24 protein-coding genes and 1 riboswitch are annotated in these 24,082 nt (G+C 43.4%); of the genes, 5 read left to right on the top strand and 19 right to left on the bottom strand.

Annotated features, from left to right (window positions below; all coding sequences use genetic code 11):
• Nucleotides 1-396: 396 nt before the first annotated feature.
• From pulA to I1A59_RS06750, 4 genes are all read right to left on the bottom strand, one after another.
• Nucleotides 397-2,694, bottom strand: coding sequence for a type I pullulanase (gene pulA / locus I1A59_RS06765; protein ID WP_196092027.1), 2,298 nt, complete (start codon nt 2,692-2,694; stop codon nt 397-399).
• A gap of 2 nt (nt 2,695-2,696) precedes the next feature.
• Nucleotides 2,697-3,653: a diacylglycerol kinase family lipid kinase gene (locus I1A59_RS06760; protein ID WP_196092026.1), complete on the bottom strand. Its 957-nt coding sequence runs from the start codon at nt 3,651-3,653 to the stop codon at nt 2,697-2,699.
• Complete coding sequence (gene ligA, locus I1A59_RS06755) at nt 3,653-5,614, bottom strand: NAD-dependent DNA ligase LigA (RefSeq protein WP_196092025.1); 1,962 nt, start codon at nt 5,612-5,614, stop codon at nt 3,653-3,655. Before ligA ends, I1A59_RS06760 begins: the two co-directional genes overlap by 1 nt.
• A 154-nt stretch (nt 5,615-5,768) precedes the next feature.
• Nucleotides 5,769-6,278: a QueT transporter family protein gene (locus tag I1A59_RS06750; protein ID WP_196092024.1), complete on the bottom strand. Its 510-nt coding sequence runs from the start codon at nt 6,276-6,278 to the stop codon at nt 5,769-5,771.
• Nucleotides 6,276-6,370, bottom strand: a riboswitch (PreQ1 riboswitch). It overlaps the preceding gene by 3 nt.
• Nucleotides 6,371-6,399: 29 nt before the next feature.
• Here I1A59_RS06750 and I1A59_RS06745 point away from each other — a divergent pair.
• Nucleotides 6,400-6,840, top strand: coding sequence for a GtrA family protein (locus I1A59_RS06745; protein ID WP_196092023.1), 441 nt, complete (start codon nt 6,400-6,402; stop codon nt 6,838-6,840).
• Nucleotides 6,841-6,866: 26 nt separating this feature from the next.
• Here I1A59_RS06745 and I1A59_RS06740 read toward each other — a convergent pair whose 3' ends face one another.
• The 7 genes from I1A59_RS06740 to I1A59_RS06710 form a co-directional block, all read right to left on the bottom strand.
• Nucleotides 6,867-7,760, bottom strand: coding sequence for a YihY/virulence factor BrkB family protein (locus I1A59_RS06740; protein WP_196092022.1), 894 nt, complete (start codon nt 7,758-7,760; stop codon nt 6,867-6,869).
• 87 nt (nt 7,761-7,847) lie between these two features.
• Nucleotides 7,848-8,705, bottom strand: coding sequence for a methionyl aminopeptidase (locus I1A59_RS06735; protein WP_196092021.1), 858 nt, complete (start codon nt 8,703-8,705; stop codon nt 7,848-7,850).
• 9 nt (nt 8,706-8,714) lie between these two features.
• A complete protein-coding gene (locus I1A59_RS06730; RefSeq protein WP_196092020.1) occupies nt 8,715-9,992 on the bottom strand; it encodes a DRTGG domain-containing protein in 1,278 nt (425 codons plus the stop codon).
• Nucleotides 9,985-10,533 carry a GNAT family N-acetyltransferase gene (locus I1A59_RS06725; protein ID WP_196092019.1) on the bottom strand — a complete coding sequence of 183 codons (549 nt, stop codon included), beginning with the start codon at nt 10,531-10,533 and terminating at the stop codon, nt 9,985-9,987. Before I1A59_RS06725 ends, I1A59_RS06730 begins: the two co-directional genes overlap by 8 nt.
• Nucleotides 10,534-10,650: 117 nt before the next feature.
• Nucleotides 10,651-11,910 (bottom strand): UDP-N-acetylglucosamine 1-carboxyvinyltransferase, encoded by a 1,260-nt coding sequence (locus tag I1A59_RS06720; RefSeq protein ID WP_196092018.1) that lies wholly within the window; start codon nt 11,908-11,910, stop codon nt 10,651-10,653.
• 153 nt (nt 11,911-12,063) lie between these two features.
• Complete coding sequence (gene metK, locus I1A59_RS06715; RefSeq protein ID WP_196092017.1) at nt 12,064-13,254, bottom strand: methionine adenosyltransferase; 1,191 nt, start codon at nt 13,252-13,254, stop codon at nt 12,064-12,066.
• A gap of 126 nt (nt 13,255-13,380) precedes the next feature.
• Nucleotides 13,381-13,851 carry a cytidine/deoxycytidylate deaminase family protein gene (locus I1A59_RS06710; protein WP_196092016.1) on the bottom strand — a complete coding sequence of 157 codons (471 nt, stop codon included), beginning with the start codon at nt 13,849-13,851 and terminating at the stop codon, nt 13,381-13,383.
• A gap of 124 nt (nt 13,852-13,975) precedes the next feature.
• On the opposite strand from I1A59_RS06710, the gene I1A59_RS06705 reads away from it, so the two are divergent.
• Nucleotides 13,976-14,821, top strand: a complete 846-nt coding sequence (locus I1A59_RS06705; RefSeq protein ID WP_196092015.1) for a DegV family protein — start codon at nt 13,976-13,978, stop codon at nt 14,819-14,821.
• Between the two features lie 137 nt (nt 14,822-14,958).
• On the opposite strand, the gene I1A59_RS06700 is transcribed toward I1A59_RS06705, so the two are convergent.
• Entirely contained in the window at nt 14,959-15,321 is a 363-nt protein-coding gene (locus I1A59_RS06700; RefSeq protein WP_196092014.1) for a DUF1304 family protein, read from the bottom strand.
• 111 nt (nt 15,322-15,432) lie between these two features.
• On the opposite strand from I1A59_RS06700, the gene I1A59_RS06695 reads away from it, so the two are divergent.
• Together I1A59_RS06695 and I1A59_RS06690 are read left to right on the top strand one after the other, a co-directional pair.
• Complete coding sequence (locus I1A59_RS06695) at nt 15,433-16,155, top strand: pseudouridine synthase (RefSeq protein WP_196092013.1); 723 nt, start codon at nt 15,433-15,435, stop codon at nt 16,153-16,155.
• Between the two features lie 9 nt (nt 16,156-16,164).
• Nucleotides 16,165-17,052, top strand: a complete 888-nt coding sequence (locus I1A59_RS06690) for a cation diffusion facilitator family transporter (RefSeq protein WP_196092012.1) — start codon at nt 16,165-16,167, stop codon at nt 17,050-17,052.
• A 44-nt stretch (nt 17,053-17,096) separates the two neighbouring features.
• Here the strand turns inward: I1A59_RS06690 and I1A59_RS06685 are convergent, their stop codons facing one another.
• The 3 genes from I1A59_RS06685 to I1A59_RS06675 all read right to left on the bottom strand — a co-directional run bounded on the left by I1A59_RS06685 (nt 17,097) and on the right by I1A59_RS06675 (nt 18,199).
• Nucleotides 17,097-17,273, bottom strand: a complete 177-nt coding sequence (locus I1A59_RS06685; RefSeq protein ID WP_196092011.1) for a hypothetical protein — start codon at nt 17,271-17,273, stop codon at nt 17,097-17,099.
• Between the two features lie 138 nt (nt 17,274-17,411).
• Nucleotides 17,412-17,621 carry a hypothetical protein gene (locus I1A59_RS06680; RefSeq protein ID WP_196092010.1) on the bottom strand — a complete coding sequence of 70 codons (210 nt, stop codon included), beginning with the start codon at nt 17,619-17,621 and terminating at the stop codon, nt 17,412-17,414.
• 14 nt (nt 17,622-17,635) lie between these two features.
• On the bottom strand, nt 17,636-18,199 hold the full coding sequence (locus I1A59_RS06675; protein ID WP_196092009.1) for a hypothetical protein: 564 nt from the start codon (nt 18,197-18,199) through the stop codon (nt 17,636-17,638).
• 433 nt (nt 18,200-18,632) lie between these two features.
• Here I1A59_RS06675 and I1A59_RS06670 point away from each other — a divergent pair, with 433 nt between their 5' ends.
• The gene (locus I1A59_RS06670; RefSeq protein WP_196092008.1) at nt 18,633-19,637 is read left to right on the top strand and encodes an IS5 family transposase; all 1,005 of its coding nucleotides are present in this window, start codon (nt 18,633-18,635) and stop codon (nt 19,635-19,637) included.
• 277 nt (nt 19,638-19,914) lie between these two features.
• On the opposite strand, the gene I1A59_RS06665 is transcribed toward I1A59_RS06670, so the two are convergent.
• From I1A59_RS06665 to I1A59_RS06650, 4 genes are all read right to left on the bottom strand, one after another.
• Nucleotides 19,915-20,100 carry a hypothetical protein gene (locus I1A59_RS06665; RefSeq protein WP_196092007.1) on the bottom strand — a complete coding sequence of 62 codons (186 nt, stop codon included), beginning with the start codon at nt 20,098-20,100 and terminating at the stop codon, nt 19,915-19,917.
• A 135-nt stretch (nt 20,101-20,235) separates the two neighbouring features.
• Nucleotides 20,236-21,135, bottom strand: a complete 900-nt coding sequence (locus I1A59_RS06660; RefSeq protein ID WP_196092006.1) for a hypothetical protein — start codon at nt 21,133-21,135, stop codon at nt 20,236-20,238.
• Nucleotides 21,136-21,178: 43 nt separating this feature from the next.
• Nucleotides 21,179-22,780, bottom strand: a complete 1,602-nt coding sequence (locus tag I1A59_RS06655) for a type I restriction-modification system subunit M (RefSeq protein WP_196092005.1) — start codon at nt 22,778-22,780, stop codon at nt 21,179-21,181.
• Nucleotides 22,781-22,928: 148 nt separating this feature from the next.
• A complete protein-coding gene (locus tag I1A59_RS06650; protein WP_196092004.1) occupies nt 22,929-23,969 on the bottom strand; it encodes a restriction endonuclease subunit S in 1,041 nt (346 codons plus the stop codon).
• Nucleotides 23,970-24,082: the final 113 nt, after the last annotated feature.

Genomic DNA, 24,082 nt, shown 5'->3' with positions numbered 1-24,082 from the left:
TAAGAGGCTGTTTTGTAATTTTATTTTCACGCTCAAGGCGTATTCGAGTTATCTCATGACTCTTATTCATCCAGTTTTAGTTACAGGCTCGGCAAAGCCCTAATAAACTTACGGATTTGTATTGCTCTTCTTTATTATATACCTGAACTAATTTTCTGTCATGAGTTAGCAGGCGAAGCCTGCTTGGAGTTTTAGTTTGCTTTTAGTACAAGGCAGCGAGTCGCAGACAGCACTGAACTACGGCAAGACGAGCTAACACAGTAATAAAAGATAAACTAAAAGAGTATAATCCTCTTCGCCGAACCCTAAGTTCCGTCTTCATCGGATTGCCTTTTCAGATTTCGAACTGTTTCGAGTAACAAAAACCCCCGATTCATTCAAATTCGGGGGCTATTTTTATACGATTTTTTCAAAAAGAGCATAGTGTAGTGACTCTAAGTTGCCCGTTTCAAGGCTAATTTGGTTGCTGATAACCAAATTCCACTCCTCTAGTTTTTCAAGAGGCATCGGTTCTTTCACCGTTAGATAAAGGCGGTAGTCTTTTTGACTTCCAAGGAAAGTCACTTCTAATCGTCCCACACCTTCTTGGATTGGTCCAAAGACCAATCTTTCCTCTACTTCTTCATAGGTGGAAGGACTGAAATTGCTTTCGGTTTCTTTGAGTGCAATTAGAGTTTGGATGCGATCCAAGGCAGGACCAACATGGTCTAGGCGGTTCCAATCAATTTGATTGACTGCATCTGGGGCGTTGTAGGAATTCATGGCTCGTTCTTTATCATCTTGGGTTACCTGCCCGTCTGGCCCAGTAGCCCGAAGTTTGGTCCGACCAAATTCCTGACCGGCTTCCATGAAGGTCATACCAGGCATCAGGAGATTTAGAACGGTAGCTAACTCCTGGCGTCGCCACCGAATAGCCACATCTTCACCTGGATGAAGTTCCTGCAAAAGATCGTGAAGATTGTAGTTGTCATGAGCTTGTACATAATTTAAGACCTGAGAAGGAGTTAGATAGCTTCCCAAGTTGCGACTGGCCTTGAAGGCTTGAACAACTTGATGATCACTGCCTTGGCCACTCACAAATCCAGCTTTTAAATGGCCAAAAACCTCTGATCCCTTCAAGGCGTCGCGCTGATCATCATTAAAGAAACCGATTCTTGGCATCAAAAAGGCGTTGTCTTTCTTAGCTTTCTCTTCTGGTCTAAGGACGGTCCCCATATCCCAACCTTCACCATAGAGTAGAATGCGAGGGTCGATCTCGTCCATTGCTTGGCGAATCTGATTCATGGTTTCCACATCGTGAATTCCCATCAAATCAAAGCGGAAGCCGTCGACCTGATACTCCTCCACCCAATACCGTAACGAGTCTAACATATATTTTCGAAACATGGCGTGTTCGCTGGCAGTCTCACTACCGACACCCGTTCCATTTTCGAAAGATCCGTCAGGAGCCATTCGAAAATAATAGTCTGGCACCAGATCCTGGAAGGGACTATTATGAGTAGAGTAAACATGGTTATAAACCACATCCAAAATGACCCCAATGCCAGCATCATGATACGTTTTAATCATGGTTTTAAGATCCCGAATCACCTGAGCTGGGGAATGGGAATGATTGGACAGACTGGACTCTGGCACATTATAGTTCTGCGGATCATACCCCCAATTATAGAGCACTTGCCCATTTGAATCATACTGCTTAAAGCGATCTGCAATGGGCTGTAGTTGAACATAGTTTACACCCAACCTCTTAATATAATCAAGCCCAGTCGCCTGGCCAGACTCCGTCTGGGCTCCTGGATAGGCAGCCCCCAAGTAAGTGCCCCGTAAGCTGGCTGGCACACCTGATGTCGGTGACTTTGTTAAATCGCGCACGTGCATTTCATAGATGACCGCCTTGGTTGGCTGGTCGATCCGCCAAGTCGCTTCCCGTTGATCCCCTAAGATAAAATTAGGAATAGCTCGATCTTCCTCTGCTAGAAGGACTGAACGTAAACCGTCTTCTGTGGCAGCCTGGGCATAGGGATCCCTGGTCAACCGATCATCAAAGTCCTGGTAAACATGGTATTGATAGGCTAGGCCACGAATGTCTGTAGTCACACGCGCATACCAAACCCCAATATCATTTTTGGCGTGATCTGTAGAAGCTACACTCCCACGCTCCATAGGATAAATCTTCCAAACCGGTGCATCATTAGCAGCAGAGGTGTAAACCACTAGGTCAACCTGTTTAGCAGTCGGTGCCCAAACTTTAAAAAAGGAAGCTTCCGACTCATAACGAGACCCCAGCCAGCCCTGATAAGCCCAGTATTGATCAAAGCCCTGAGCATGATTAGCCATATCAAAGGCGTGGGGATTGCGGTAACGAAAACGCGGACTAGCCATAGCTGCTTGCTTGGAATAATAAAGGGTATCATCCCCCTCAATGACCCAAACCTCGGTACGAAGATTAACAGGTAAGAGTTGTACTTCAAAATCCCTGGACTGCCAGGACCAGTCTTGAGCCTTGATCAAAAACTTAGCATTGGATAAAGGGCCTTGACTATGGTATGTAAGTTCAGTCGTCATCCCAAAATAATCATAGGTCGTGAAGGAGACTTCCTTCCCCAAATCCCCATCCTTCCACTGCCACAAATTAGCGCCAGCATAGTGCCCCTCCTGGCTGTGGTAGTGAATCAAAACACGGTATTCTATCATTTTTATCCTCTATCGCCCGTTAATGCTTCATCAGAAATTTCATCAACATTGGCATAAAATTCTAAGTGGTTGGGAAGTACTTCCAAATGGACTGGAGTATCACCTCCATACTCTCCATCTAAGTTGAGCATGAACTGCTGATCCCCTTCAAGAACTTCCAACTTAATTTCTTTACTTTTTATATAGATCACATTGGGATCTGAAACATGCTGCCCACCATTGATCGCTTGGATTATGAGTGACATCATATCAAAAATCCGATCCGTTTTGACAACGATGACGGTAAAATTCCCATCATCCAACTTTGCGTCAGGAGCCAGCTTTTCAAAGCCAGCAATTGAATTGGTTAAGGCTACAAAAATCAAGGAAACCTTGCCTTCAAAAACACCTTGGTCATGTTCCAATCGTACCTTCCGAGACTTTGACCGCGGTAACATTTCCGCTCCCTTAGCGACATAGGCCAAATAGCCCAGCCGAGTCTTGATATTACTCGGAACACTATAGGTCAGCTCCGACAAGGTACCTGCAGCAGCAATATTGATAAAATGTTTATCGCCATAAGCTCGGCCAATATCCATTTCAACCAATTGCTTCTGTGCAATAACCTTGGCTGCTGCTACTGGATCCCCCATAGGAATCTTCAAGGCCCTGGCATAGTCATTGGTAGTCCCGACAGGAATAAAGGCCATTCGGGGGCGCTTAGCCAGATGGGCAATTCCATTTACAACCTCATTGATAGTCCCATCTCCCCCCGCCGCAATCACTAAATCAAAACCTGCACGCGCTGCTCTTTCAGCTTCCTTTTGAGCTGAAAATGGCAGGGGGGTGGTTTGGTAGGCGGAGGTTTCATACCCGATGTCTTCAAGGACATCCAGTACATCTGCAATATAGCGTTTCATGATTTCCTGCCCAGAGGTCGGATTGTAAATCAACCGAGCTCTTTGTCTTTCTTCTACCATTACAATTCCTCCAACCAGGCTTCATCCTGAACTGGAATTCCCAATTCCTGAGCCTTGGTTAACTTGCTTCCAGCATCCTCTCCAGCCACAACCAAACTGGTCTTCTTGGAGACAGACCCAGTTACCTTCGCCCCCAAAGACTCTAACTTAGCTTTAGCTTCTGCCCGTTTCATTCGACTGAGCTTTCCTGTTAAAACCACAGTTTGACCGGACAAAAGCCCATCCGTAACCGTTTTTTGTCCCAGGTAGTCCAGATTCATGCCCACATCCGCCAACTCATCGAGTAACTGCTGAGCCTCTGGATGCTCAAAATAGTGCCCCAGACTTTGCGCTACCGATGGACCAATACCATCAATTTGCACCATTTCTTCTTCACTCGCTCGGCTTAATACCTTTAGATTTTCAAATTTTTCCAATAAAAGGCGACTAGCTTTAGCCCCAACAAATCGAATGCCCAGTCCAAAAAGTAGGCGGTCAGCTGAATTCTGTTTCGATAAACTTAGGGCATCGAGTAATTTCTGGCTTGACTTTTCTTGGACCCCATCCAAGGTCAGAAGCATATCTAGGTCCAACCGATAAAGGTCAGATACGTGCTTAATGAATTTCGCCTCATAGAGCTTATCAATCATGGAGGGACCAAGCCCTTGGATATTCATGGCCGCACGGCTGGCAAAATGAACCAGGCGCTCACGGAACTGTGCCGGACACTGGGCGTTGACACAACGCAAAGCAACTTCATCCTTAAGCTGCTCCAATTCAGATCCACAGCTTGGACAGTGACTCGGAATCGCCAAAGGTTGGCTTCCTTCTGGACGGGCTGCTTGGACCACGTGAGATACTGCGGGTATGATGTCACCGGCCTTGTAGACGACCACGGTATCCCCTTCATGAATGTTTTTTTCCAGGATATAATCTCGATTATGAAGTGTTGCGCGGCTAACAGTTGTCCCAGCCAGCTGGACCGGACTAAGGTTGGCCGTAGGGGTTACCACACCCGTCCGACCCACTGTCCAGTCCACTGAAAGCAGACAGGCCTCCTTTTCTTCTGCAGGGAACTTATAGGCGATGGCCCACTTAGGATACTTGACAGTGAACCCTAGCTCTTCTTGCATGGACAAATCATCCACCTTAATGACCATTCCATCAATCTCATACGGTAATGATTCCCGCTTATCCTGGATTTCTTGGATAAACTCCCAGACTGCTTCAATACTTGTCAGGGTTCTACGAAGGGGGTTCACCTCAAAGCCCAAGGCTTCTAAATCCACCAAGACAGCTTCCTGAGTCCTAGCAGTCCAAGGACCAGCCACCTGATACAAAAAGGTAGCCAATTGACGTTTGGCAACGACTCCCGTATCCAATTGTCGCAACGTTCCAGCCGCGGCATTTCGTGGATTGGCGAAGCTGGAAGCCCCCTCTTGCTCCCGTTCCTCATTAAGGGCCTGGAAAGCTGCCTTGGGCATGTAACACTCACCACGTACTGTGATATCTACAGCTTCCTTCAAACGGAGCGGCAAATCCTGAACGCGGCGAAGATTTTCAGTAATATCCTCACCAACTTGACCATCCCCTCGAGTAGCTCCCGCGACCAAGATGCCATTCTCATAAGTCAGAGAAATAGAGAGGCCGTCAATCTTCATTTCACAAACATAGGCGGCTTTCGGAAACTCTTTACGGACCCGTTGATCAAATTCTACCAACTCTTCATAACTAAAGGCGTCCTGCAAACTAAAAAGCGGATAAGCATGCTGGTACTTATTAAATCCCTCTAAAACTTTCCCTCCTACACGATGGCTTGGACTATCTGCCAAAACCAAGTCCGGGTGCTGGGCCTCCAGTTCTTGTAACTCTCGATAAAGCCGGTCGTATTCGGAATCCGTTACCAGCGGTTGATCCTTTTCATAATAGGCCTGAGCATAGTGATTAAGCTCTTGGACCAATTCAGTCATTCTATCTTTCATAGTTCAATTTTATCACAAATCCTTGCCTTTTTTCGTGCAAAAAAGACTGACAACTATCCGTTTATCAGTCTTTTTATTCTTCAGTCCGTAAAGCTAAGCAAGCTAATCCAGTACCAGGTTTTTAAAGGAAAGCGCCGACCTACCAACTAGTGGATTAAAAAAAGGTCCGCAGACGTTTTTCCAAGTTTTGGAAAAGGACAGCTCCAAGCAAGAGTGAAACGAATTCTCCAACTGCAGTCGTAAACCAAGTCAAGAAAAGAGGTAAGCCTTGCAAAAGGTGTAATTCCAACGCAATTGTTATCATGGAAGTGGCAAAGAATAGGGCAAATGCAAAATAACCCCGATCAAAGAGGCCAAAAATTTTCCCCTTCCCAACCCAGGATCTAAATAAATAGACCCCTAATGAGACAAAGACCAAGGTCGAACCTCCACCAACGAAAACATCAATCATTCCAAAACTATAGAAATTGGCCAACATACACCCAACAGTCAAAGAAAAAATATACTTGGGATGCAAAAAAGCAAAGAAATTCAGCATCTCTGATAAACGCAACTGGTAGGCCCCATAGCTCAACGCATTAAAGGGGGGCAAGACCGTTAAGAGAACATAGAGTGCTGCAACTAGGGACATCTGAGCCCAATCTCGGGTTGTTAAAGATTTCATAAAAACTCCTTTAGCGGCTCCACCGCTTATAATATGCTTGACGAAAGAAGGAAGCGTCAAGGGTTGTTCCACAACTCCCCAAGTATAGCACAATTTCTGTCTTTGTGGTAGACTAACATTTATGAAAGCATTACTAAAAAAATTTTTTAACAACGAGGTTTTGTCCTATCTCTTTTTTGGAGTTCTGGCGACAGTCGTCTACCTGATATTACGGACAAGTTTCTTTTATTTAACCCAAGCTGCGGTCTTGTCTACAGCGGTAGCCAATATTTTGACGATTCTCTTTGCTTTTATCACCAACGATCTCTTTGTTTTTCAGCAAGCCAAGGATGGTCGCTGGCAGCGCTTAGTCAAATTTTTCATGGCCCGCTTAGGCACCTTGGTTTTGGACATTGCTTTGAGCTACTTCTTCGTGACCCTCTTTCCGGGGATTATTGGGCAATTTGTGAACCAGGACCTCCAAGCTGTCAATGCCATTGTGGCGCTCTTCTCTCAGGTCTTCATTATTGTTCTCAATTACGTGCTAAGCAAACTATTTGTTTTTACCAACAAGAAAGGCTAGGATGTTTCGTCCCAGCCTCTTTTTTTTTATTTTAGATATGATTTACTCTCAAAATCGCCTTCCTGCACAAATTGATAGGAGGCGTTTAATACGGCGCCAATAATTAAAATGCGCCCTACTAAAACGAACCAAAAAATAACAGCGAAGAGGACAACAGAGCCGACCAAACGATAATCTGTAAAGCGGCCCATATACCGAATCAAATATTGGTTAATCAAGCCATTAAAGACGTAGAAAAAGCCAGAGACTAAAAGAATTCCCGGAAGGGTATAACGGATACGTGTAATCCGAACATTGGGCAAACTGAAATAGAGAAAGAAAAGCAATATTAGCAGAGGAACAAAGCTCCAGTTACTGAGGCCTCGAATGAGGTCCTCTAAGGGCAAATAATCTAAATTCAAGAAACTCTTCAACGTCTCCAACAGGTAACTGCTAAAGAGAGAAAGAAAGCTTAAGAAAAAGATTACTAATTGTAAGAGGACTCCCATGACTAAACTCAGTATCCGCGACACTAGATAACTGGTTCGCTTCTCCACCCCGTAAACCTTATTGAAACTTTGCTCGACCATCCACATAGCTGAAGACAGAGTCCAGAAAGCCGAGATCAAAGCTATACTCCAAAAACCAGTCGATGGTTTCGAGAGGACTCCCTCTATCACTTGGGCTAAAGAGGGATAGAGACTCTCTGGAACCCAGGCTTCAAGATAAGATAAAATATCTCCACTATCAATCGGCAGGTAGGGTAAAAGGTTGGCCACTATCAGAAAAAATGGAATCAGGGAGAGCATCAAATAGTAGGCAATGGCGATAGCCATTACTTGACTCTCCGCCTGACCATAAAAGCGGATTCCCGCTTGCAACCATGGTCCTTGAAGTAAGCTCTTCCCCCAGTCTAGGAGTGCATGCAGTTGTTGTTTCATTTTTTTACCTCTACCGATAGCGCCCCTAACTGATTAAGTCACAAACTTCCCTCGTCCTTTAATCTAGTCTAGCCATAATCGGTGCTCTTAGTAAGTTCCTTCTTCCCCTTGACTCGTCAAAATAACAGGCCCATCCTTGGTAATCACGAACTGGTGTTCATATTGGCAAGACCAGCTACCATCAAGGGTTTTGTGGGCCCAACCCGTTTTCATATCAGTATCGATTTCCCAAGTACCTTGGTTAATCATGGGCTCAATGGTTAGAACCATCCCCTCTTTAAGGCGGAGACCACGACCAGCTCGACCATAATGGGGGACGTTTGGCTCTTCGTGCATGGTTGGACCGACTCCATGCCCTACCAAATCTCGAACCACACCGTAACCTTTGCTCTCAGCGTATTCTTGAATCGCAGCTCCGATGTCACCTAAGCGATTGCCAACTTGAGCAGCCGCGATTCCACGGTACAAGCACTCCTTGGTGACGTCCATCAGCTCTTGAACTGCTGGTGTAACCTCCCCAACGGCATATGCCCAACAGGAATCTGCTACCCCTCCACGGAAATCTTCAGACAAACGACGCATTGTTGGTACATCATCAAAATCCAACTTGGAAACATCCAACTCAGCCTTATCGACTAAACCAACAACCATATCCACCTTGATCAAGTCGCCATTCTTTAATTTTTGATGACGAGGGAAAGCATGGGCCACTTCATCGTTCAATGAACAACAAGTTGCATAAGGATAGTCCATTAAATGCCCCTCAACCCCAATTTGCAAAGGCAGCGCATTGTCTTCCTTGCAACGGCGACGGACATACTCCTCAATTTCCCACATATCAATTCCTGGCTTAATCATATCTCTCAATCCACGATGTACGCTCGCCAAGAACTCCCCACTCGCCTTCATTAACTCAATTTCTCGCTGTGATTTTAAGGTAATCATCTTCTCTCCTCATTGAACTGTAATTTCTATTGTAACTTGAGCAACTGCCTGCTCATTTTCCTTAAATAATAATCGTAAAACGCGACTAGACCGACTTTGATGCAAGAGGCGGACCACCACTAGTAACTCCTCTTCCACTTCTATAGTCTGAAAAACATGGACCGAAGCTGAGGTCAGAAAGAATCCAGATCCGGCTAGCGCCAATTCTTTCTTAGAGACCTGCAGGGCAACCTCAGTCAAAACTCCCGCAGCCAGACTCCCCTGCTCATCCAAAAGCGATGGGTCTACGCGCAAGCGGTAGTCCGAACCTAGCTTCTCCAGGTGCGGGCGAACCTGCTCGGAAAATGTAGCCTTTAACTGGGTCCCTTCCTGTGACAAAAGGGCAATTACATCCTCTCGGGTCAGAACTCCTAAAAGTTGATTTTCGTCATCTACAACCGGCAAAAGCTCTGCTCCCTGGTCCATCATCTTCCGTTGGGCCACAGCCAAACTCGTATAGGCTGTCACCGGTAAAAGGCTATTCGTCAACACCGATTCCAAAACCACACTACCAGCCTGACCACCTATATCCTGGAGCCGGACCACACCAAGGTATTGTCCAGTCCCGTTGACGATAGGAAAGGACGAAAAGTGCTTCTTCTGAACCATGGCCAAGAAATCTCTGACTAAATCCTGATCGGTCAATACTCCATAAATATCACTCGACCGGTAACCATCCGCGACGGTCATAATGTGGGCCTTGATTTGCCGCTGGGAAACCGCTTGGGAAATCTGACTAGCCACCTGATAGGTATCTTCCCCACTTGATAGAATGGGAATGGATAGGGAATTCGCCAAGGCAAGAATCTCTTCAGTCACAGGAAACCCTCCGGTTACTAAAACCGCACAATCATGGTGCAAGGCCAAACGCTGAACTGAGGTCCGATCACCGACGATTACTAAGCCACCATCCTTCAAATGTGTGACCACATTCTCCCTGGACATGGCTCCAATACTAAAGGCTGAGAATTCCTTCTGTAAACCTGCCTCCCCTGCCAAAACTCTTGCTTGGGTGACCTCCACAATTTCCGCATAGGTTAGGGGTGTCTGGCTTTCCTCTCGTGGTGCCACTCTGACAGTCCCACTTCGAGGCCGTGTTTCTACCCAGCCCCGTGCCTGGGCCTCCTTGATGGCCCTGTAGGCGGTTCCCTCACTAATTCCAAGGAAATTTGCCACACTACGAACACTGACCTTGCGGCCAATCGCCATAGATTCTAAATAATCTAAGACATCCTGATGCTTACTCATAGCGTCCTCGCTTTCGTTGGAATTCTAAGTAGTCCCGCATTTTCCGACTATAGCGATCACTACCTTTGAATTGGCGCAAAAGTTCAAAGCCGGCTTTCTGGGCCACCCGCTGGCTGGCCGTATTTTCCAAGTGTACCTGAAGACTCAGGGATTCCAAGCCACCTGATTCCAGCAAGATCTGACAAAGGTGACTTAAAGCTTCCGCCATCAGGCTCTGACCCCAATACTTTTTATGTAAAAAATAGCCAACTTCTGCCTGCCTTAGCGATTCTTGGATTTTTTCCAAACGAATAACCCCTATTAGCCGATGCTCATGAGGATCCTCCAAAACCCAAGTCCCAAGTGGATGTTTAAGAAAAGCATGGGTCCATAAATGGAGACTCTCTTCCCTACTTGCCTGAGCTGGAAAAATGTAGGTTACATTTTGTGGATCGCTAGCCAACTCATGAAAAGCGGCCAAGTCCGTTATGAGAGGGGGGCGCAAAAACAGGCGGGGCGTCTCTTCAAAAGAGTGTTGAGCTAAATGAGTCCAAATAGTCATATTGGCGCCTCCTTGGTCCAAAAGAAAAGAGCTAGGACATGCGCCCTGCCCTCATCACATTCATTGATTACACCTGTAACGATGGAAGTTCAGGCCTATTGGTCTCTTACTTAGGATTTATTCTTCCACTAATTCGATAGAAGCCCCTAAGTTCCGCAATTTTTCAATAATGTTCGAATAGCCACGTAAGATAAATTCGACATTGGTAATTTCAGTCTGCCCTTGAGCCATCAAACCAGCTATCACAAGCGCGGCACCTGCACGTAAATCCGTAGCTTTTACCGGAGCGCCATGCAATTGATTGGGACCTTCGTAACTAATCTGATTCCCAACAGTTGTAATCGTCGCTCCCATTCGGGCCAATTCTGGCACATGGTTGACCCGCTTTTCATAGATGGTATCCATGATTAAACCACGGCCCTCAGCTTTCAACAGCAAAGGAGTGATGGGTTGTTGCAAGTCCGTCGCAAAACCAGGATAAGGGGCTGTTTTAATATGAATCGCTTTGAGGCTGTCTTGTTTCTCGACGAAGACACTATCTTCAGAAATAGTCATACGAACCCCCATTTCTTCCAACTTGGCAATAAAACCTTCCAAATGCTCATAGAGAACATTGGTAATTTTTACCCCTTCCCCAACGGCAGCCGCCATGGCGATATAGCTCCCCGCTTCAATCCGATCTGGAATCACCTGGTGACGAGTGCCATGGAGGCGTTCCACTCCTTCAATGGTGATGACATCTGTCCCTGCCCCCCGAACATGGGCTCCCATATTGTTGAGAAGGGTCGCCACATCGATAATCTCAGGCTCACGCGCCGCATTTTCAATAACGGTCTTCCCATTTGCTTTGACAGCTGCTAGCATCGTATTAATAGTAGCCCCCACCGAGACCGTATCCATGTAAATCGTAGCTCCATGAATTCCCTGACCATCCGTTGTCAAATGCATGGAGTTTCCTTCATAAGTCATCCGGGCCCCCATGGCTTCAAATGCCTTCAGATGGAGATCAATAGGCCGAGGACCAAGGTCACAGCCTCCAGGCAAACCGACAGTCGCCTCTCCGAAGCGACCTAACAAAGAACCATAAAAATAGTAGGACGCCCGAAGCGAATTGATTTTTCCATAAGGCATGGCCATGGATTGCACACCAGAAGGATCTATCTCCAAGGTATCTCCTTCACGTTTGACCTTAGCCCCCATCACTTCCATAATATCAATCAAACTCGCGACGTCAGAAATATCTGGCACGCCGTCTAAAGTCACCACATCATCCGACAAAATAATTGCTGGAATCAAGGCCACCACACTATTTTTGGCACCTGAAACAGCCACCTCTCCCTTAAGAGGTCGCCCGCCATTAATCACAATTTTTTTCATGTTTTAGACTCTTTCTTGAAACTACTAAAAAAACCAGACGGTTTGGCTTGATTATACCACAATTCCACCTAGCTTGCTAGGCTTGGAAATTGACCTCCGTTTTCAACACAAGAAAAAACTACCGGCAACGATTAAACCAGTAGTTTCTTTTTGTTAATTGAAAAAGCCTTGAAGGGCTTGGACCTTATCCAGACGTTCCCATGGTAAATCGAGATCTTCTCTTCCCATGTGACCATAAGCGGCTGTTTGCTTATAAATTGGTTTCTTCAAATCCAACATCTTGATAATTCCTGCTGGACGCAAGTCAAAGTGTGCTCGAACTGCTGCTTCAAGAGTAGCCTCGTCTTTTTTGCCCGTTCCAAAAGTGTCAATTCGAATAGACACTGGCTGGGCTACCCCGATGGCATAGGCCAACTGCACTTCAGCCTTATCCGCCAATCCAGCGGCTACAATGTTTTTGGCAATGTAGCGAGCAGCATAGGAGGCAGAACGGTCCACCTTGGTTGCATCTTTACCAGAGAAAGCTCCACCACCATGACGAGCCGCCCCTCCATAGGTATCGACAATAATTTTGCGTCCGGTCAAACCGGAATCCCCTTGTGGGCCTCCGATCACGAAACGTCCGGTTGGATTAATGAAGTAACGGGTCTCCTCATCCAAGAGTTCCACTGGAATCACCGGAGCAATGACTTCCTCCTTGACCATCTGAGCCAAATCTTCATAAGCAACTTCTGGATCATGCTGAGTTGAAATCACGACAGAGTCCACTCGAACCGGTTTTCCAGCCTTATCGTATTCTACTGTTACCTGACTTTTAGCATCGGGTCTCAGATAAGAAACTTGACCAGACTTCCGTAAATCGGCCAAACGCTTCACTAACTTATGGGAAAGTGAAATAGCCAATGGCATTAACTCTGGTGTCTCATTCACCGCAAAACCAAACATCAGTCCTTGGTCCCCAGCACCGATCTGATCCAAAGGATCCTGTCCTTGCCCTTGACGAGTCTCTAAGGAAGCGTCAACACCTTGGGCAATATCAGGTGATTGCTCTACCAAGGATGGGTGAACCCCCACCGTTTCAGCAGAAAAACCATATTCCGTATTGGTATACCCAATTTCAGCAATGGTATCCCGAACTATCCGGTTAATATCCACATAGGCCTTGGTCGAAATTTCGCCAAAGACATGGACAGAACCAGTGTAGACCGCTGTTTCCGCTGCTACATGGGCATCCGGATCCTGTTCAAGAATCGCGTCCAGAATGGCATCAGAGATTTGATCGGCAATCTTATCCGGATGGCCCTCTGATACAGATTCTGAAGTAAACAATTTACGTTCAGACATATAATGTCCCCCTTTTAATTAAAATTCGTTAAAAAGTTACAAAGAACTAGTCAAAGACTACCTTTTCGGGACTATTTAACTTTTCCAGTCTACCATATGATAGCCAGAAAGTAAAAAATTTGGCGGCTATTGGAAGAATCCACTTTCCTGCACAGCTTTCTGTACTTGATTCAAGGGGATTTGTAAGAGGGTGACTCCTTTTTGTTGGTATAATTTTTGAGCATAGTCATCCATTCGGTAATCATGGATATAAACCACCCGAGAACACCCAACCTGCATTAACTGTTTGGAACAATTGAGACAGGGAAAATGGGTGACGTAAGCTGTAAAATCTCTTGGGATTCCACGCTCTGCACCTTGTAAAATCGCATTTACCTCTGCATGCAAGGTCCGGACACAGTGCCCCTCTACAACCAGACAGCCCTGGTCCGTACAGTGTTCGGTTCCGGAAACGGAACCGTTATAGCCAGTGGAAACTACCTTATGATCGTGGACCAAGACCGCCCCAACTTTAGCGCGGTTACAGGTTGAGCGGTTGGATATTAAAAGTGCCTGAGCTGCAAAATATTCATCCCAGGCCAGTCGTTGATGTGTCATACCTTTTCCTCCTGAGTACAAGCCAATTATAGCATATTCCCTTTTTCTTTTGATTTTAGCTTAAAATATGATATACTCAAAAAGACAAAAGTACAGCAAGTGTACAATTTTAAGGAGTTACGATATGAAGTGGAAAATTATTGCGGACTCGGCGTGTAACTATCGTCAGTTGGAACACCTTGCGCCCAACACAAGTTTTGAATCGATTCCTATGTATGTGCAAGTTGGCGATAAGACCTTCGCAGATAAACAGAGCTTAGATATTGATTTTATGATGGAGGTCATGTATGCCAGCGAACAGGCTTCGAAATCAGCCTGTCCAAGCCCAGACCAGTACCTCCAAGCCTTTGGGGATGCTGACGCCATCTTTGTAGTGACCATTACTGGTGCCCTTTCTGGCAGTAACAATGCTGCTCGATTAGCACGAGAGATCTATCTAGAAAGTCATCCAGATGCCAAGGTTCACGTAATTGACAGCCTCTCAGCTGGTGGGGAGATGGACCTCTTGGTCTACCAACTCAATGACTACATCAAACAAGGTTTGACTTATCCTGAAATCGTCGCTGCCATTGATGATTATCAAAAACAAAGCAAATTGATTTTTGTCCTAGAAAAAGTAGATAATCTGGTCAAAAACGGCCGCCTCAACAAAATCGTTGGGAAAGTCGTTGGCCTCCTCAACATCCGCATGGTCGGCCAAGCCAGCAGCAAAGGGGAACTCGAACTCCTTCAAAAAGCGCGTGGAAATAAAAAAGCCGTCTCTACCACCTGGGCAGAAATGCAAAAGGCGGGCTATCAAGGCGGTCGCATCCACATGTCACACCGCAGTAATCCTGAGTTTTGCCAAGATCTAAGCAAACTCATTTGGTCTGAATATCCTCAAGCCGATATCCACATTCTCCCAACGTCAGGAATCTGTAGCTTCTACGCTGAAGAGGGTGGAATCCTGATTGGTTACGAGACAAACTAATTCTAAATAAAACTCTGAATATAGAAAAATAGCTTAGAATCAGCTTTTATAAGACAATGATTCTAAGCTATTTTTATCTGCTCAAAATGGAACAAGAAAATCTCTCCTACCTCAATAGGCTTTCCCTACATTTTAAATTAGAAAAACAAGAGACTCAAAAGTGCCAAAAATGGAAGTGTACCTTGTTTCATCAAAATAGATGGGCTACTAGTTGCTCCCCCATAAGCTGCAACAACCAAAATATTTACAAGAAAAACAATTGCCACTTCACGTCCATTGGGACTAAAGAAAGCCGCATACAAAAGAGCTAATCCAATGAAACCGTTATAGACCCCTTGATTTTTCATCAAAACATTCATGGATTTTGCTTCTAATTCTTCCTTGCTAATACTGAAGACTTTACTAGTACGATCAGAAGCTGTCGCAATTGTTTCCAAATAGAAAATAAAGAAAAACAAAGCTGCAGATAGCACTAATAAAACTTGTGAAATAATCGACATAAGATTCTCCTTTCAAAAAACTTTACTAGTATAGCAAAATCCAATGTCCTCTTCAAGCACAAAAACTTGAAAAAACGCTACCCTTTACAGAAAATTTGTTACAATGGAGGCATGAGAATCGATCAACTGTTGGCCAACACTTATAGCCGAAAAGACATGAAGCGAGCCTTAGCTAAAGGGCAAATTCTAGTCGACGGCAAGCCCTCAAAATCCCTAGCTCAAAATGTCGACACGGATCTTCAAGAAGTCACGATTGAGGGGAAGCCAGCCCCATCAACAAACCACCACTATTGGTTACTTCACAAACCAAGGGGTGTCGTTACCGCCAATCAGGATAGACACCATGCTACTGTTTTTGATTCCCTAGCAAGGTCCGATTGGAATCCCGACCTCTACGCTGTCGGTCGTCTGGATAGGGACACCTCCGGACTACTCTTGCTGACCGATAACGGTCCACTTGGCTACCAATTACTCCACCCTGATGCCCATATCACCAAGACCTACCAAGTCCAGGTCAACGGTCCCCTACATGCCGACCTGCCAGACCTCTTTGCAACAGGGATTATTTTTGACGATGGCTACCAATGTCTACCAGCAAAACTGACCATCCAAGATTCTAAACCCAACCAGAGCCAAGCCCTCATCAGCCTGGCCGAAGGCAAGTTTCACCAAGTCAAAAAAATGTTCCTAGCCGTTGGTGTCAAAGTCATAAGCCTCAAACGAATTCAATTCGGTCCTTTCCAATTGGATACAAGCCTTCCCTACGGAAGCTACCGAGGATTAACTGCAGACGAAAAAACTCAACTAATTCAGCTTTTAGAAGCAACTAGATAGGAAAAAATTATGAAAAACAGCTCTAAAACCACCTTTATCGCCTTTATCCTAAACCTCTCCTTCGCCATTCTTGAAGCCATTTTCGGCGTGCTTTTCCAGTCTTCTGCCGTCCTCGCCGACGCAGTTCATGATTTCGGAGATGCTATGGCGATTGGACTTTCAGCCTATTTGGAAAAAATCTCTGACAAACAGACCGACCTGCGTTACACCCTGGGCTACAAACGCTATAGCATCTTAGCAGCCCTGGTCACCGCTACTATCCTCATTACCGGTTCCACCCTCCTGCTCATTGAAAATACACCGAAAATTTTCAACCCACCAGTTGTGAACAGCCAAGGTACCCTCGTCCTAGCCATTTTAGCCATCCTCATCAATGGATTCGCTGCCCGTATGGTTCACAAAGGTGAAACCGCCAACCAGCAAATTCTCACCCTCCATTTCCTAGAAGATATCCTCGGTTGGGTCGCCGTCCTCCTCGTCAGCATCGTCCTCCAGTTTACCGACTGGTATTTCCTCGATCCCCTGCTCTCCGTTGCCATCTCCCTTTTCATCCTCAGCCAATCCCTTCCTAAATTCCTAACCAATCTTCAAATTTTTCTTGAAAAAGCACCAGAAGACCTCAATCTGGAAACCTTACGCGAGCAACTCGAAAAAATGGAAGGCGTCTACCAAGTCAACCAGCTCAACGTCTGGACCATGGATGGCCTACGCCACGTTGCAATGCTGCACCTCCACATCGCCCAAGGGACAGATGAACGCCTCCTCAAAGACCAAGTTCACCACCTCCTACAAGCCCAAAACATCGAAGAAAGCGCCGTCGAATTCGACTACTCCAGCTTCGAACACCAACATCACACCGAAAAACTCGACATCCACGACCACGGACATCATCATTAAACAGAAAAAGTCTGGTAGACTAATAAACTGCCAGACTTTTTCTATTAGGCTTCCTCTTCCAAACTCGCTAGTAGCTGACGCTCGTACTCCGCCATCCACTCTAAATCTCCTAAATATTCACTCGGCAATGGAAGCTCATCATAAGGAATAACCGGTCCGTCCCCAAATCGAACACCCGGCGTGGGAGAATTTAAAACATACGTGATTCCTAACTCATCCATCACTTTTGTCACATCTTCAAGAGTAAATTCCAGCGATTACCTCCCCTACTTAAAAAGTAAATCCTTAGCAAAAAAGAAAGGACAGTCATAACGATCCGATTAATCTAACAAACCTCAACGTTATTAGAAACAATCCAGTTATGACTCCTCTTCCAAACTCGCCAGTAACTGACGCTCGTACTCCGCCATCCACTCTAAATCTCCGAGATATTCACTTGGTAATGGAAGCTCATCAAATCTTTTAAAAGACCCATCTCTAAAATGAATTCCTGGAGTGGGGGAATCAAATTTGTATTCGAAGCCATACTCATCAAAGAGCTTTGCTAGTTCTTCTCGTGTAAGATTCATAAACTACCTCCAAACTAGATATCTAGAATTTTTATCCTAGAAAAAGGAATGATAGACTGATCAAACACACACAGTTGATCCGACAACTGCGCGAAGCGACTCAATCCAATCTCCTTTTTCGTAGATAAAAAGGTTCGACGAACAGCCTTATACTGATTATTAACCCTAAAAAAATAATCTAGAAGAAAACAATGAAAAGTCTGAACTTCCAATTCACTAAACTCTACAAAAACCTTCCCAAAATTAAAAAACAATTCTTCCGCGAATTTATCTAAGATTTCTAAATCTCGAATTGAATTTAAATTTAGCAGCTCATTTCTAGAAATCGTTAACGGAAAATATAAAACCGCTGGTAAGTTCGTTTCCCTATGACCATCCTTACCGGCCCACCACTTGGCTTGATATTCATCATCCACGAAAAAATAAACGCCATTCCCTAACCAGTGATTAGGACGCGGCCGAAATCGAAATTCTTGTTCTGAGAATATAGACTTGGCATTTTCTAGCTTAGTTCCATGAAAATAACCCAAAGTGATTTTCCGTTTCTCATTTAACACGACCGTCCTACTTTTCATCATATCAAATCCCTCCGATGAAACCAAATCATACCCTAAGTTCTTATACTCATTAAATTTCAAATTCTGACGTTGTCAAGCCTCTTCGGTGAACTTCAGTTCTACCATCATCGGCTTTCCTAGTCATCTCTTTGAAATTTTTCGAGTATATCGATTTTGAAATTAGTTATGTATTACTTATGGGCACCTCTAAAAACTCATAGTTTTTGTAGGAAATATTTCAAATAAGCAGGTCTTCATATTTGGTAGTGCGGACGCAAGCAGCCTCCTCCGGAGTCTCATTACTAGATTTCGAGCCAAGGTCTCGAAATCTCCGTCATCTAGCAGTTGTTTCTCAACTGCTGATGATTCCACTACGGTATGAAGACCTGCTTTTTATTCCTTCTACACGTGCATTGTGAGATAATAGTGGTATCAAATTCCATGAGGTGTCACCATGCTATTATTCACAGATGACGAGTTACTACTTAAAAAACTCTCACAAATGGGCAATTCCTTAGAAAGACTAGATTCTGCCATAAACTGGGAAATTTTCCGCCCAGCTTTATTTCGCATTTTCGGCAATCCCAAGAAAAATCCTTCAAAAGGAGGCCGTCCTCCCTATGACTACCTCATGATGTTCAAAATTCTTCTGCTAGCACGCCTCTATAACCTATCAGATGATGACATGGAATACCAACTCCATGACCGCCTGTCTTTTCGTCATTTCGTTGGTTGTGATGCTGAAAAAATTCCAGACGCAAAAACAATCTGGTTATACCGTGAACGTCTCACAAAATCAGGGAAAGAACAGGAATTGTTTGACAGCTTTTACTCTACTCTAGAAGAAGAGGGTCTGTTAGCTCATAAAGGGCAGATTGTAGATGCCTCTTTTGTAAAAGTGCCTAAACAAAGAAATACACGTAAAGAGAATGAACAAATTAAAGAAGGGGAAGAACCAGAAGTCTGGAGTTCAGCTAAACGTTCTCAAAAAGACACTGATGCACGCTGGACTAAAAAAGGAGGGGTGGATCATTTTGGCTATAAAAATCATGTTTGTGTAGACTCTAAATCAAAACTTATCAAAAGCTTTGAAGTAACATCGGCTAGTGTTCACGATTCAAATGTTCTAGCTGATATTTGTGATACCCATGAACCTGTTTTTGATGATAGTGCCTACACTGGAAAGTCAGTTCCAGAAGGAGGTAAACACTACACTGCCCGTCGCTCCTATCGAAACAAACCACTTACGGACGATGACAAGAAGTTTAATCGAAAACTATCGCGTATTCGATGTCGAGTAGAGCATGTATTTGGTTTCATAGAAAACACGATGAAGGGAAGCACCTTTAGAGGAGTTGGAATTAAGCGTGCGAAGACCAATGTAACCCTAACAAATTTGGTTTATAACATTTGTCGCTTTGAACAAATTAAACGACTGAACCTCAATACATGGGCATAGTGCGCCCAAAAACAGAAAAGGAACTGTGAAAACAGTAAAAAATGCGAAAACGACAGGAAACACTTTTCAACTAGATAGACTTTCATGTCGTTTTTTTTTATTTTCTGAGTAAACATCGGGGTTTTTAGAGGTGCCCTTATTTATTCGGAGAAAAAATCGTATCCTTGATTCCAAAACCATAGCAAAAAGCAGCAAACCACCAATAAAATGATGATTTGCTGCTTCGTGTAAAAAATCAAAGAAAGGTCAATCCCTAACAGGGGCTACTATAAATTACTTACTTCTTAAATCTCTTTCGATACTCATCTTCAATGATAGCGTTTCGCTTCGCTTTCATAAAAGAAGCTGAATAAGGTGTAGTAAGGATAACAAGAAACCCAATTACAACAAATAAGACAATTGAAAATACAATCTCTTCAGTAGTCCAACCTTCCATAAAATCAAACCAATATTCTAAGTTCATACGGGGAGCCTCCTCTACCTCATCTGTTTAAAGATTTCAAAAAAACTTGCAAACTTCTTCTTGCAATACTAGTCTACCACAAAATCCAAGGGAAACACCTAACTAATTGATCGTACATAAAAACAAATACCAATACTAGAGATTATCCATAACCAGATTTCTATCAAGATTATTTGTTTTAATGGTTTTTTTAAACAGCTTATTAAAAGGTTTAAAGTCCAATGACCTCTCCTCCGCAATCAAATGAACAACTTGTGTTTGTAACTCTAGATATTTAAGTGTAAATTCCATAAAAACAAGACTTTCAAACTCCCCGCTCTCTCTCAACGGCCTACCTTCATTATAAATCTGATTTTTAAATTCATTTGAAATTAAATTCGCATAAATAACCCTATATATTTTATGAATTCGAGTGTACTGTTCCTTGTAATGTTTTTTCACTTCTTCAGAATATTCACCTAAATCTAAGGCTAGTAAAATTGAATCACTCACATCCTCGATGTACATAGCCCCATTAAGATTCGTACCAAGTACTTCTTCATAGTCTTCTGCTTCCTCTGAATAATGAGTCGTTAAAAAATTCGTTGTCATTCTTGCTAATTCGTATTTTTCACCTTCCCTTAACTTATAAAATTCGTAAAAAATATCCTTCGCTTTAACAACTTTGTCGAGTAAAACTAGTCTCTCTGCATCTGTCGGATTTATTTCCAGATAATTATTTAATCCTGCTTCTAATTGTTCCCAAAAAACTAAATGACCCATACCTACTTCAGAAGATTTTTCATCAAATTCTCGAATAATACCATCTGAATAAGTATGCTTGTCAATAAATAAATTCGAACCTGACACACAAAAATCAAAATCTTCCTCAAAGCTGTTTAACATTGGGCTTGAAACTTCCTCATCACTATCCTTATCACTACTTGCTTGTGCATCAATTTCTCGATGACTATTTTCTTCCGAATCCGTTGACAAAATCATCACAACAAAAAAGGAAGCTACAACCAGAATCACTATTCCCCAAAACAATTTCACGTTCTCCTTTTCATAAAATCAAACACTAATTCCATCCTTAATATTACATCTTCAAAAACCGTTCCCGAAAGGCATCCAGTTCTGCCTGAGCTTCGGGATTGGTGCCAACCAACTGAGACATCATTTCTTGCAATTGTTCCCTGGTCTCCGCAATTTCTTTTTCAGTCTCTTCCAATTTAAGAACTAATTCCGATAGAGGTTCTACTTCCTCCTCCTCGAAGGTATCCACATATCGAGGTATGTTGAGGTTAAAATCATTTTCCTGAATTTCTTCAAAGGAGGCCAAGTGGGCAAATTTCTCGATATCCTCGCGCTTTTGATAAGCCTCTAGAATTTTTTCGATATGGGCCTCTCTCATGAAATTCTGGTTTTTAGCTTTTTCAAATTCCTTGGAAGCATCAATAAAGAGCACATCCTTGCTGGTCCGATCTTTCTTCAAAATAATAATGGTTGTCGGTATGGAAGTATTGAAGAAGATATTGGCTGGAAGTCCAATTACAGTATCAATTGCCCCTTCTTCCAATAAATGTTTCCGAATTTTAAGCTCAGCCGCCCCCCTGAAGAGAACCCCGTGAGGCAACACAATGGCCATAACTCCATTGTGTTTTAAATGGTAAAAACCATGAAGGAGAAAGGCAAAGTCAGCCTTGGATTTCGGAGCCAAAACGCCAAAATTTGAAAATCGAGGATCTTGTAAAAATCCCTTATCCGCTGACCATTTCTGAGAATAAGGTGGATTCATCAAGACACCATCAAAATTCGTCGGTTCCGAAGTCGGCCAATCGGCATCCAAGGTGTCACCAACATGTAATTTCTGATTCTCAATGGCTACCCCATGCAACATCATGTTCATCCGAGCCAGGTTAAAGGTTGAAGTATTGATTTCTTGACCAAAATAAGAAACTGTTGCAGCCTCATTACTGTAGCGCTTGGCATTCAAAAGCAAGGAACCAGAACCCATGGTTGGATCGTACAAACTCATCCCTTTCTGATTCTCACGCCCCATAAAAACAATTTGAGTCATCAATTGAGAAACAGCTTGGGGGGTATAGAATTCCCCAGCCTTCTTACCCGAATCAGAGGCAAATTGACCAATCAAATATTCATAGGCATCCCCCAGAATATCTCCCTCATGAAGTTCCATTTGAATCTCATTCAATTCTTTCATGACCTCAGAAATAACCTGATTCTGCTTCTGTGGAGTAGCTCCTAATTTCTTTGAATAAAGATCAATATCCTCAAACAAATTTTCAAAAATCTCATTCGACTGCTCAATATCCCTAAAACCTTGAGCTAAATCTTCCAGTTGGAAGTCACCCGTATAAACACGAGACACTAAAGACGTAAAGGTCAAATTCGCTTCCAAAACATAACCCAGTTCATCTTGAAGAATATCCAGCAAATCCTCCCGCAGCTCCGCATCTTCCAAACTCTCCGCGAACAACTCCTGAGCCTGAACCAAATCCACAAACTCTACTTCCAAGTTCTCACACACCGCGTGCAAAAGCTTATCCGATAAATATTTATAAAAAATTAATCCCAACAGATAAGACTTATACTCATTCGCATCCATCTTACCCCGCAAAATATCCGCAGAATTCCAAAGCGTTTGATACAGTGATTTTGAATAATTCTCTTGTGACATACAAACTCCTTAATAAATTTAAAATAAAAACAAAGCTAATAACTTATACTCGAAACAGTTCAAAATCTGAAAAGGCAATCCGATGAAGACAGAACTAGGGGTTCGGCGAAGAGGATTAACACATTCAGATTTTGAAATGTAATGAGTATTAACGAGGAAACATAGACTTCAACAACGTCTGCTTCTGACTCTTCAACAAATCCACCTTACGTTGCTGAAGGGTGATGAGGTGATCGAGGGTGGAAATCATTTTAGAAATTAAACTCAGTTCGTCAAAATTTAAACTTACATTTATTTCAATATCTGCCATAACATTGTTCATTAGTTTTGGATTTCCAACATGTGACACCCATTTCCAAGCTTCTTTATTTATTATTTCAGCTAAAGCATAATTAGCTAACCCTTCCTCCGATAAAAGGACTCCATTTACATTTGTACTGAAAAATTTACCTTCTCTGTAATTTACAGTCCCAGCGTTTGCACCATCAGTTGTCCAAGTAATAGCCGATTCAAAAAGATAGTTTGAATAGTATCCCATTAGGCCATTGTTTTTCGTTTGTGAGGAATAAACTGGATATTTCATTATTTGTGATGGAGTATCAACTATTTTATCTGCTGCTAATACCTGCCCTCGAGTTATTGTAAAGAGCTCTCTTACTTTCCGCTGTTCCCAAACGTTCGTAAATCCGTCAAAACGGACTCCCGGAATCGTTTCAGATTTTTTCGGAAATAGTTTTGAAAGCATTGTTTTCTTCGTTGCCTTCAAATAATCTAACTCACGCTGCTGAAGGGTGATGAGGTGATCGAGAGTGGAGAAGAATGATCCGATGGATTGTTGTTCGGATAAGTTTGGATATTTGATTACAAAACTCAAAATATCTTTATTTGAAATATTTGCCTGTGCAGCCCCTTGAGATGCATTCTTCATACTCTCTTCAAATTGCGCAGATTTTAAGATATTAAAAAGAAAATCATGTTCTACTTTATTGATATCATTAATTTTCACCCGACCTACTCGTTGATTTAATACTGCATTCGCTCGTGTCATTTTGGAAACTCTGCCAACATTACCTGTAAGAGATACTAGAATGTCATTCTCATTTAAAATATACGGGCTATTCTCATCATCCAAATCTACTCTATTCCCTTTAGCATCATCTATATAATAGTCACCTTGGATTTCAGTCAATATCTTGGACAGTTTTTGATAGAATTTTGTGCGTTCTAGGCGCCCCGTGGTTGCCTGGCCTCCTTTTTCTAGTTAGTATCTTTCAGAAACTAACTAGAAAAAAGAGGGTAAAT

The sequence above is a fragment of the Streptococcus sp. NLN76 genome (assembly GCF_015686645.1).
In the GTDB taxonomy this organism is placed as follows: domain Bacteria; phylum Bacillota; class Bacilli; order Lactobacillales; family Streptococcaceae; genus Streptococcus.
The sequence above is the reverse complement of the archived record's forward strand: the minus strand, read 5'-3'. Positions and strand labels throughout refer to the sequence as shown.

Excerpts from the sequence above, each read along its gene's own strand:
- metK (WP_196092017.1), bottom strand. The coding sequence starts at position 13,254 with ATGTCTGAACGTAAATTGTTTACTTCAGAATCTGTATCAGAGGGCCAT.
- I1A59_RS06725 (WP_196092019.1), bottom strand. The coding sequence starts at position 10,533 with ATGACTATTTGGACTCATTTAGCTCAACACTCTTTTGAAGAGACGCCC.
- I1A59_RS06735 (WP_196092021.1), bottom strand. The coding sequence starts at position 8,705 with ATGATTACCTTAAAATCACAGCGAGAAATTGAGTTAATGAAGGCGAGT.
- I1A59_RS06720 (WP_196092018.1), bottom strand. The coding sequence starts at position 11,910 with ATGAAAAAAATTGTGATTAATGGCGGGCGACCTCTTAAGGGAGAGGTG.
- I1A59_RS06700 (WP_196092014.1), bottom strand. The coding sequence starts at position 15,321 with ATGTCGATTATTTCACAAGTTTTATTAGTGCTATCTGCAGCTTTGTTT.
- I1A59_RS06680 (WP_196092010.1), bottom strand. The coding sequence starts at position 17,621 with ATGAATCTTACACGAGAAGAACTAGCAAAGCTCTTTGATGAGTATGGC.
- I1A59_RS06745 (WP_196092023.1), top strand. The coding sequence starts at position 6,400 with ATGAAAGCATTACTAAAAAAATTTTTTAACAACGAGGTTTTGTCCTAT.
- pulA (WP_196092027.1), bottom strand. The coding sequence starts at position 2,694 with ATGATAGAATACCGTGTTTTGATTCACTACCACAGCCAGGAGGGGCAC.
- I1A59_RS06760 (WP_196092026.1), bottom strand. The coding sequence starts at position 3,653 with ATGGTAGAAGAAAGACAAAGAGCTCGGTTGATTTACAATCCGACCTCT.
- I1A59_RS06740 (WP_196092022.1), bottom strand. The coding sequence starts at position 7,760 with ATGAAACAACAACTGCATGCACTCCTAGACTGGGGGAAGAGCTTACTT.
- I1A59_RS06750 (WP_196092024.1), bottom strand. The coding sequence starts at position 6,278 with ATGAAATCTTTAACAACCCGAGATTGGGCTCAGATGTCCCTAGTTGCA.
- I1A59_RS06710 (WP_196092016.1), bottom strand. The coding sequence starts at position 13,851 with ATGACACATCAACGACTGGCCTGGGATGAATATTTTGCAGCTCAGGCA.
- I1A59_RS06670 (WP_196092008.1), top strand. The coding sequence starts at position 18,633 with ATGCTATTATTCACAGATGACGAGTTACTACTTAAAAAACTCTCACAA.
- I1A59_RS06685 (WP_196092011.1), bottom strand. The coding sequence starts at position 17,273 with ATGGATGAGTTAGGAATCACGTATGTTTTAAATTCTCCCACGCCGGGT.
- I1A59_RS06655 (WP_196092005.1), bottom strand. The coding sequence starts at position 22,780 with ATGTCACAAGAGAATTATTCAAAATCACTGTATCAAACGCTTTGGAAT.
- I1A59_RS06690 (WP_196092012.1), top strand. The coding sequence starts at position 16,165 with ATGAAAAACAGCTCTAAAACCACCTTTATCGCCTTTATCCTAAACCTC.
- I1A59_RS06730 (WP_196092020.1), bottom strand. The coding sequence starts at position 9,992 with ATGAGTAAGCATCAGGATGTCTTAGATTATTTAGAATCTATGGCGATT.
- I1A59_RS06705 (WP_196092015.1), top strand. The coding sequence starts at position 13,976 with ATGAAGTGGAAAATTATTGCGGACTCGGCGTGTAACTATCGTCAGTTG.
- ligA (WP_196092025.1), bottom strand. The coding sequence starts at position 5,614 with ATGAAAGATAGAATGACTGAATTGGTCCAAGAGCTTAATCACTATGCT.
- I1A59_RS06665 (WP_196092007.1), bottom strand. The coding sequence starts at position 20,100 with ATGAACTTAGAATATTGGTTTGATTTTATGGAAGGTTGGACTACTGAA.
- I1A59_RS06675 (WP_196092009.1), bottom strand. The coding sequence starts at position 18,199 with ATGATGAAAAGTAGGACGGTCGTGTTAAATGAGAAACGGAAAATCACT.
- I1A59_RS06695 (WP_196092013.1), top strand. The coding sequence starts at position 15,433 with ATGAGAATCGATCAACTGTTGGCCAACACTTATAGCCGAAAAGACATG.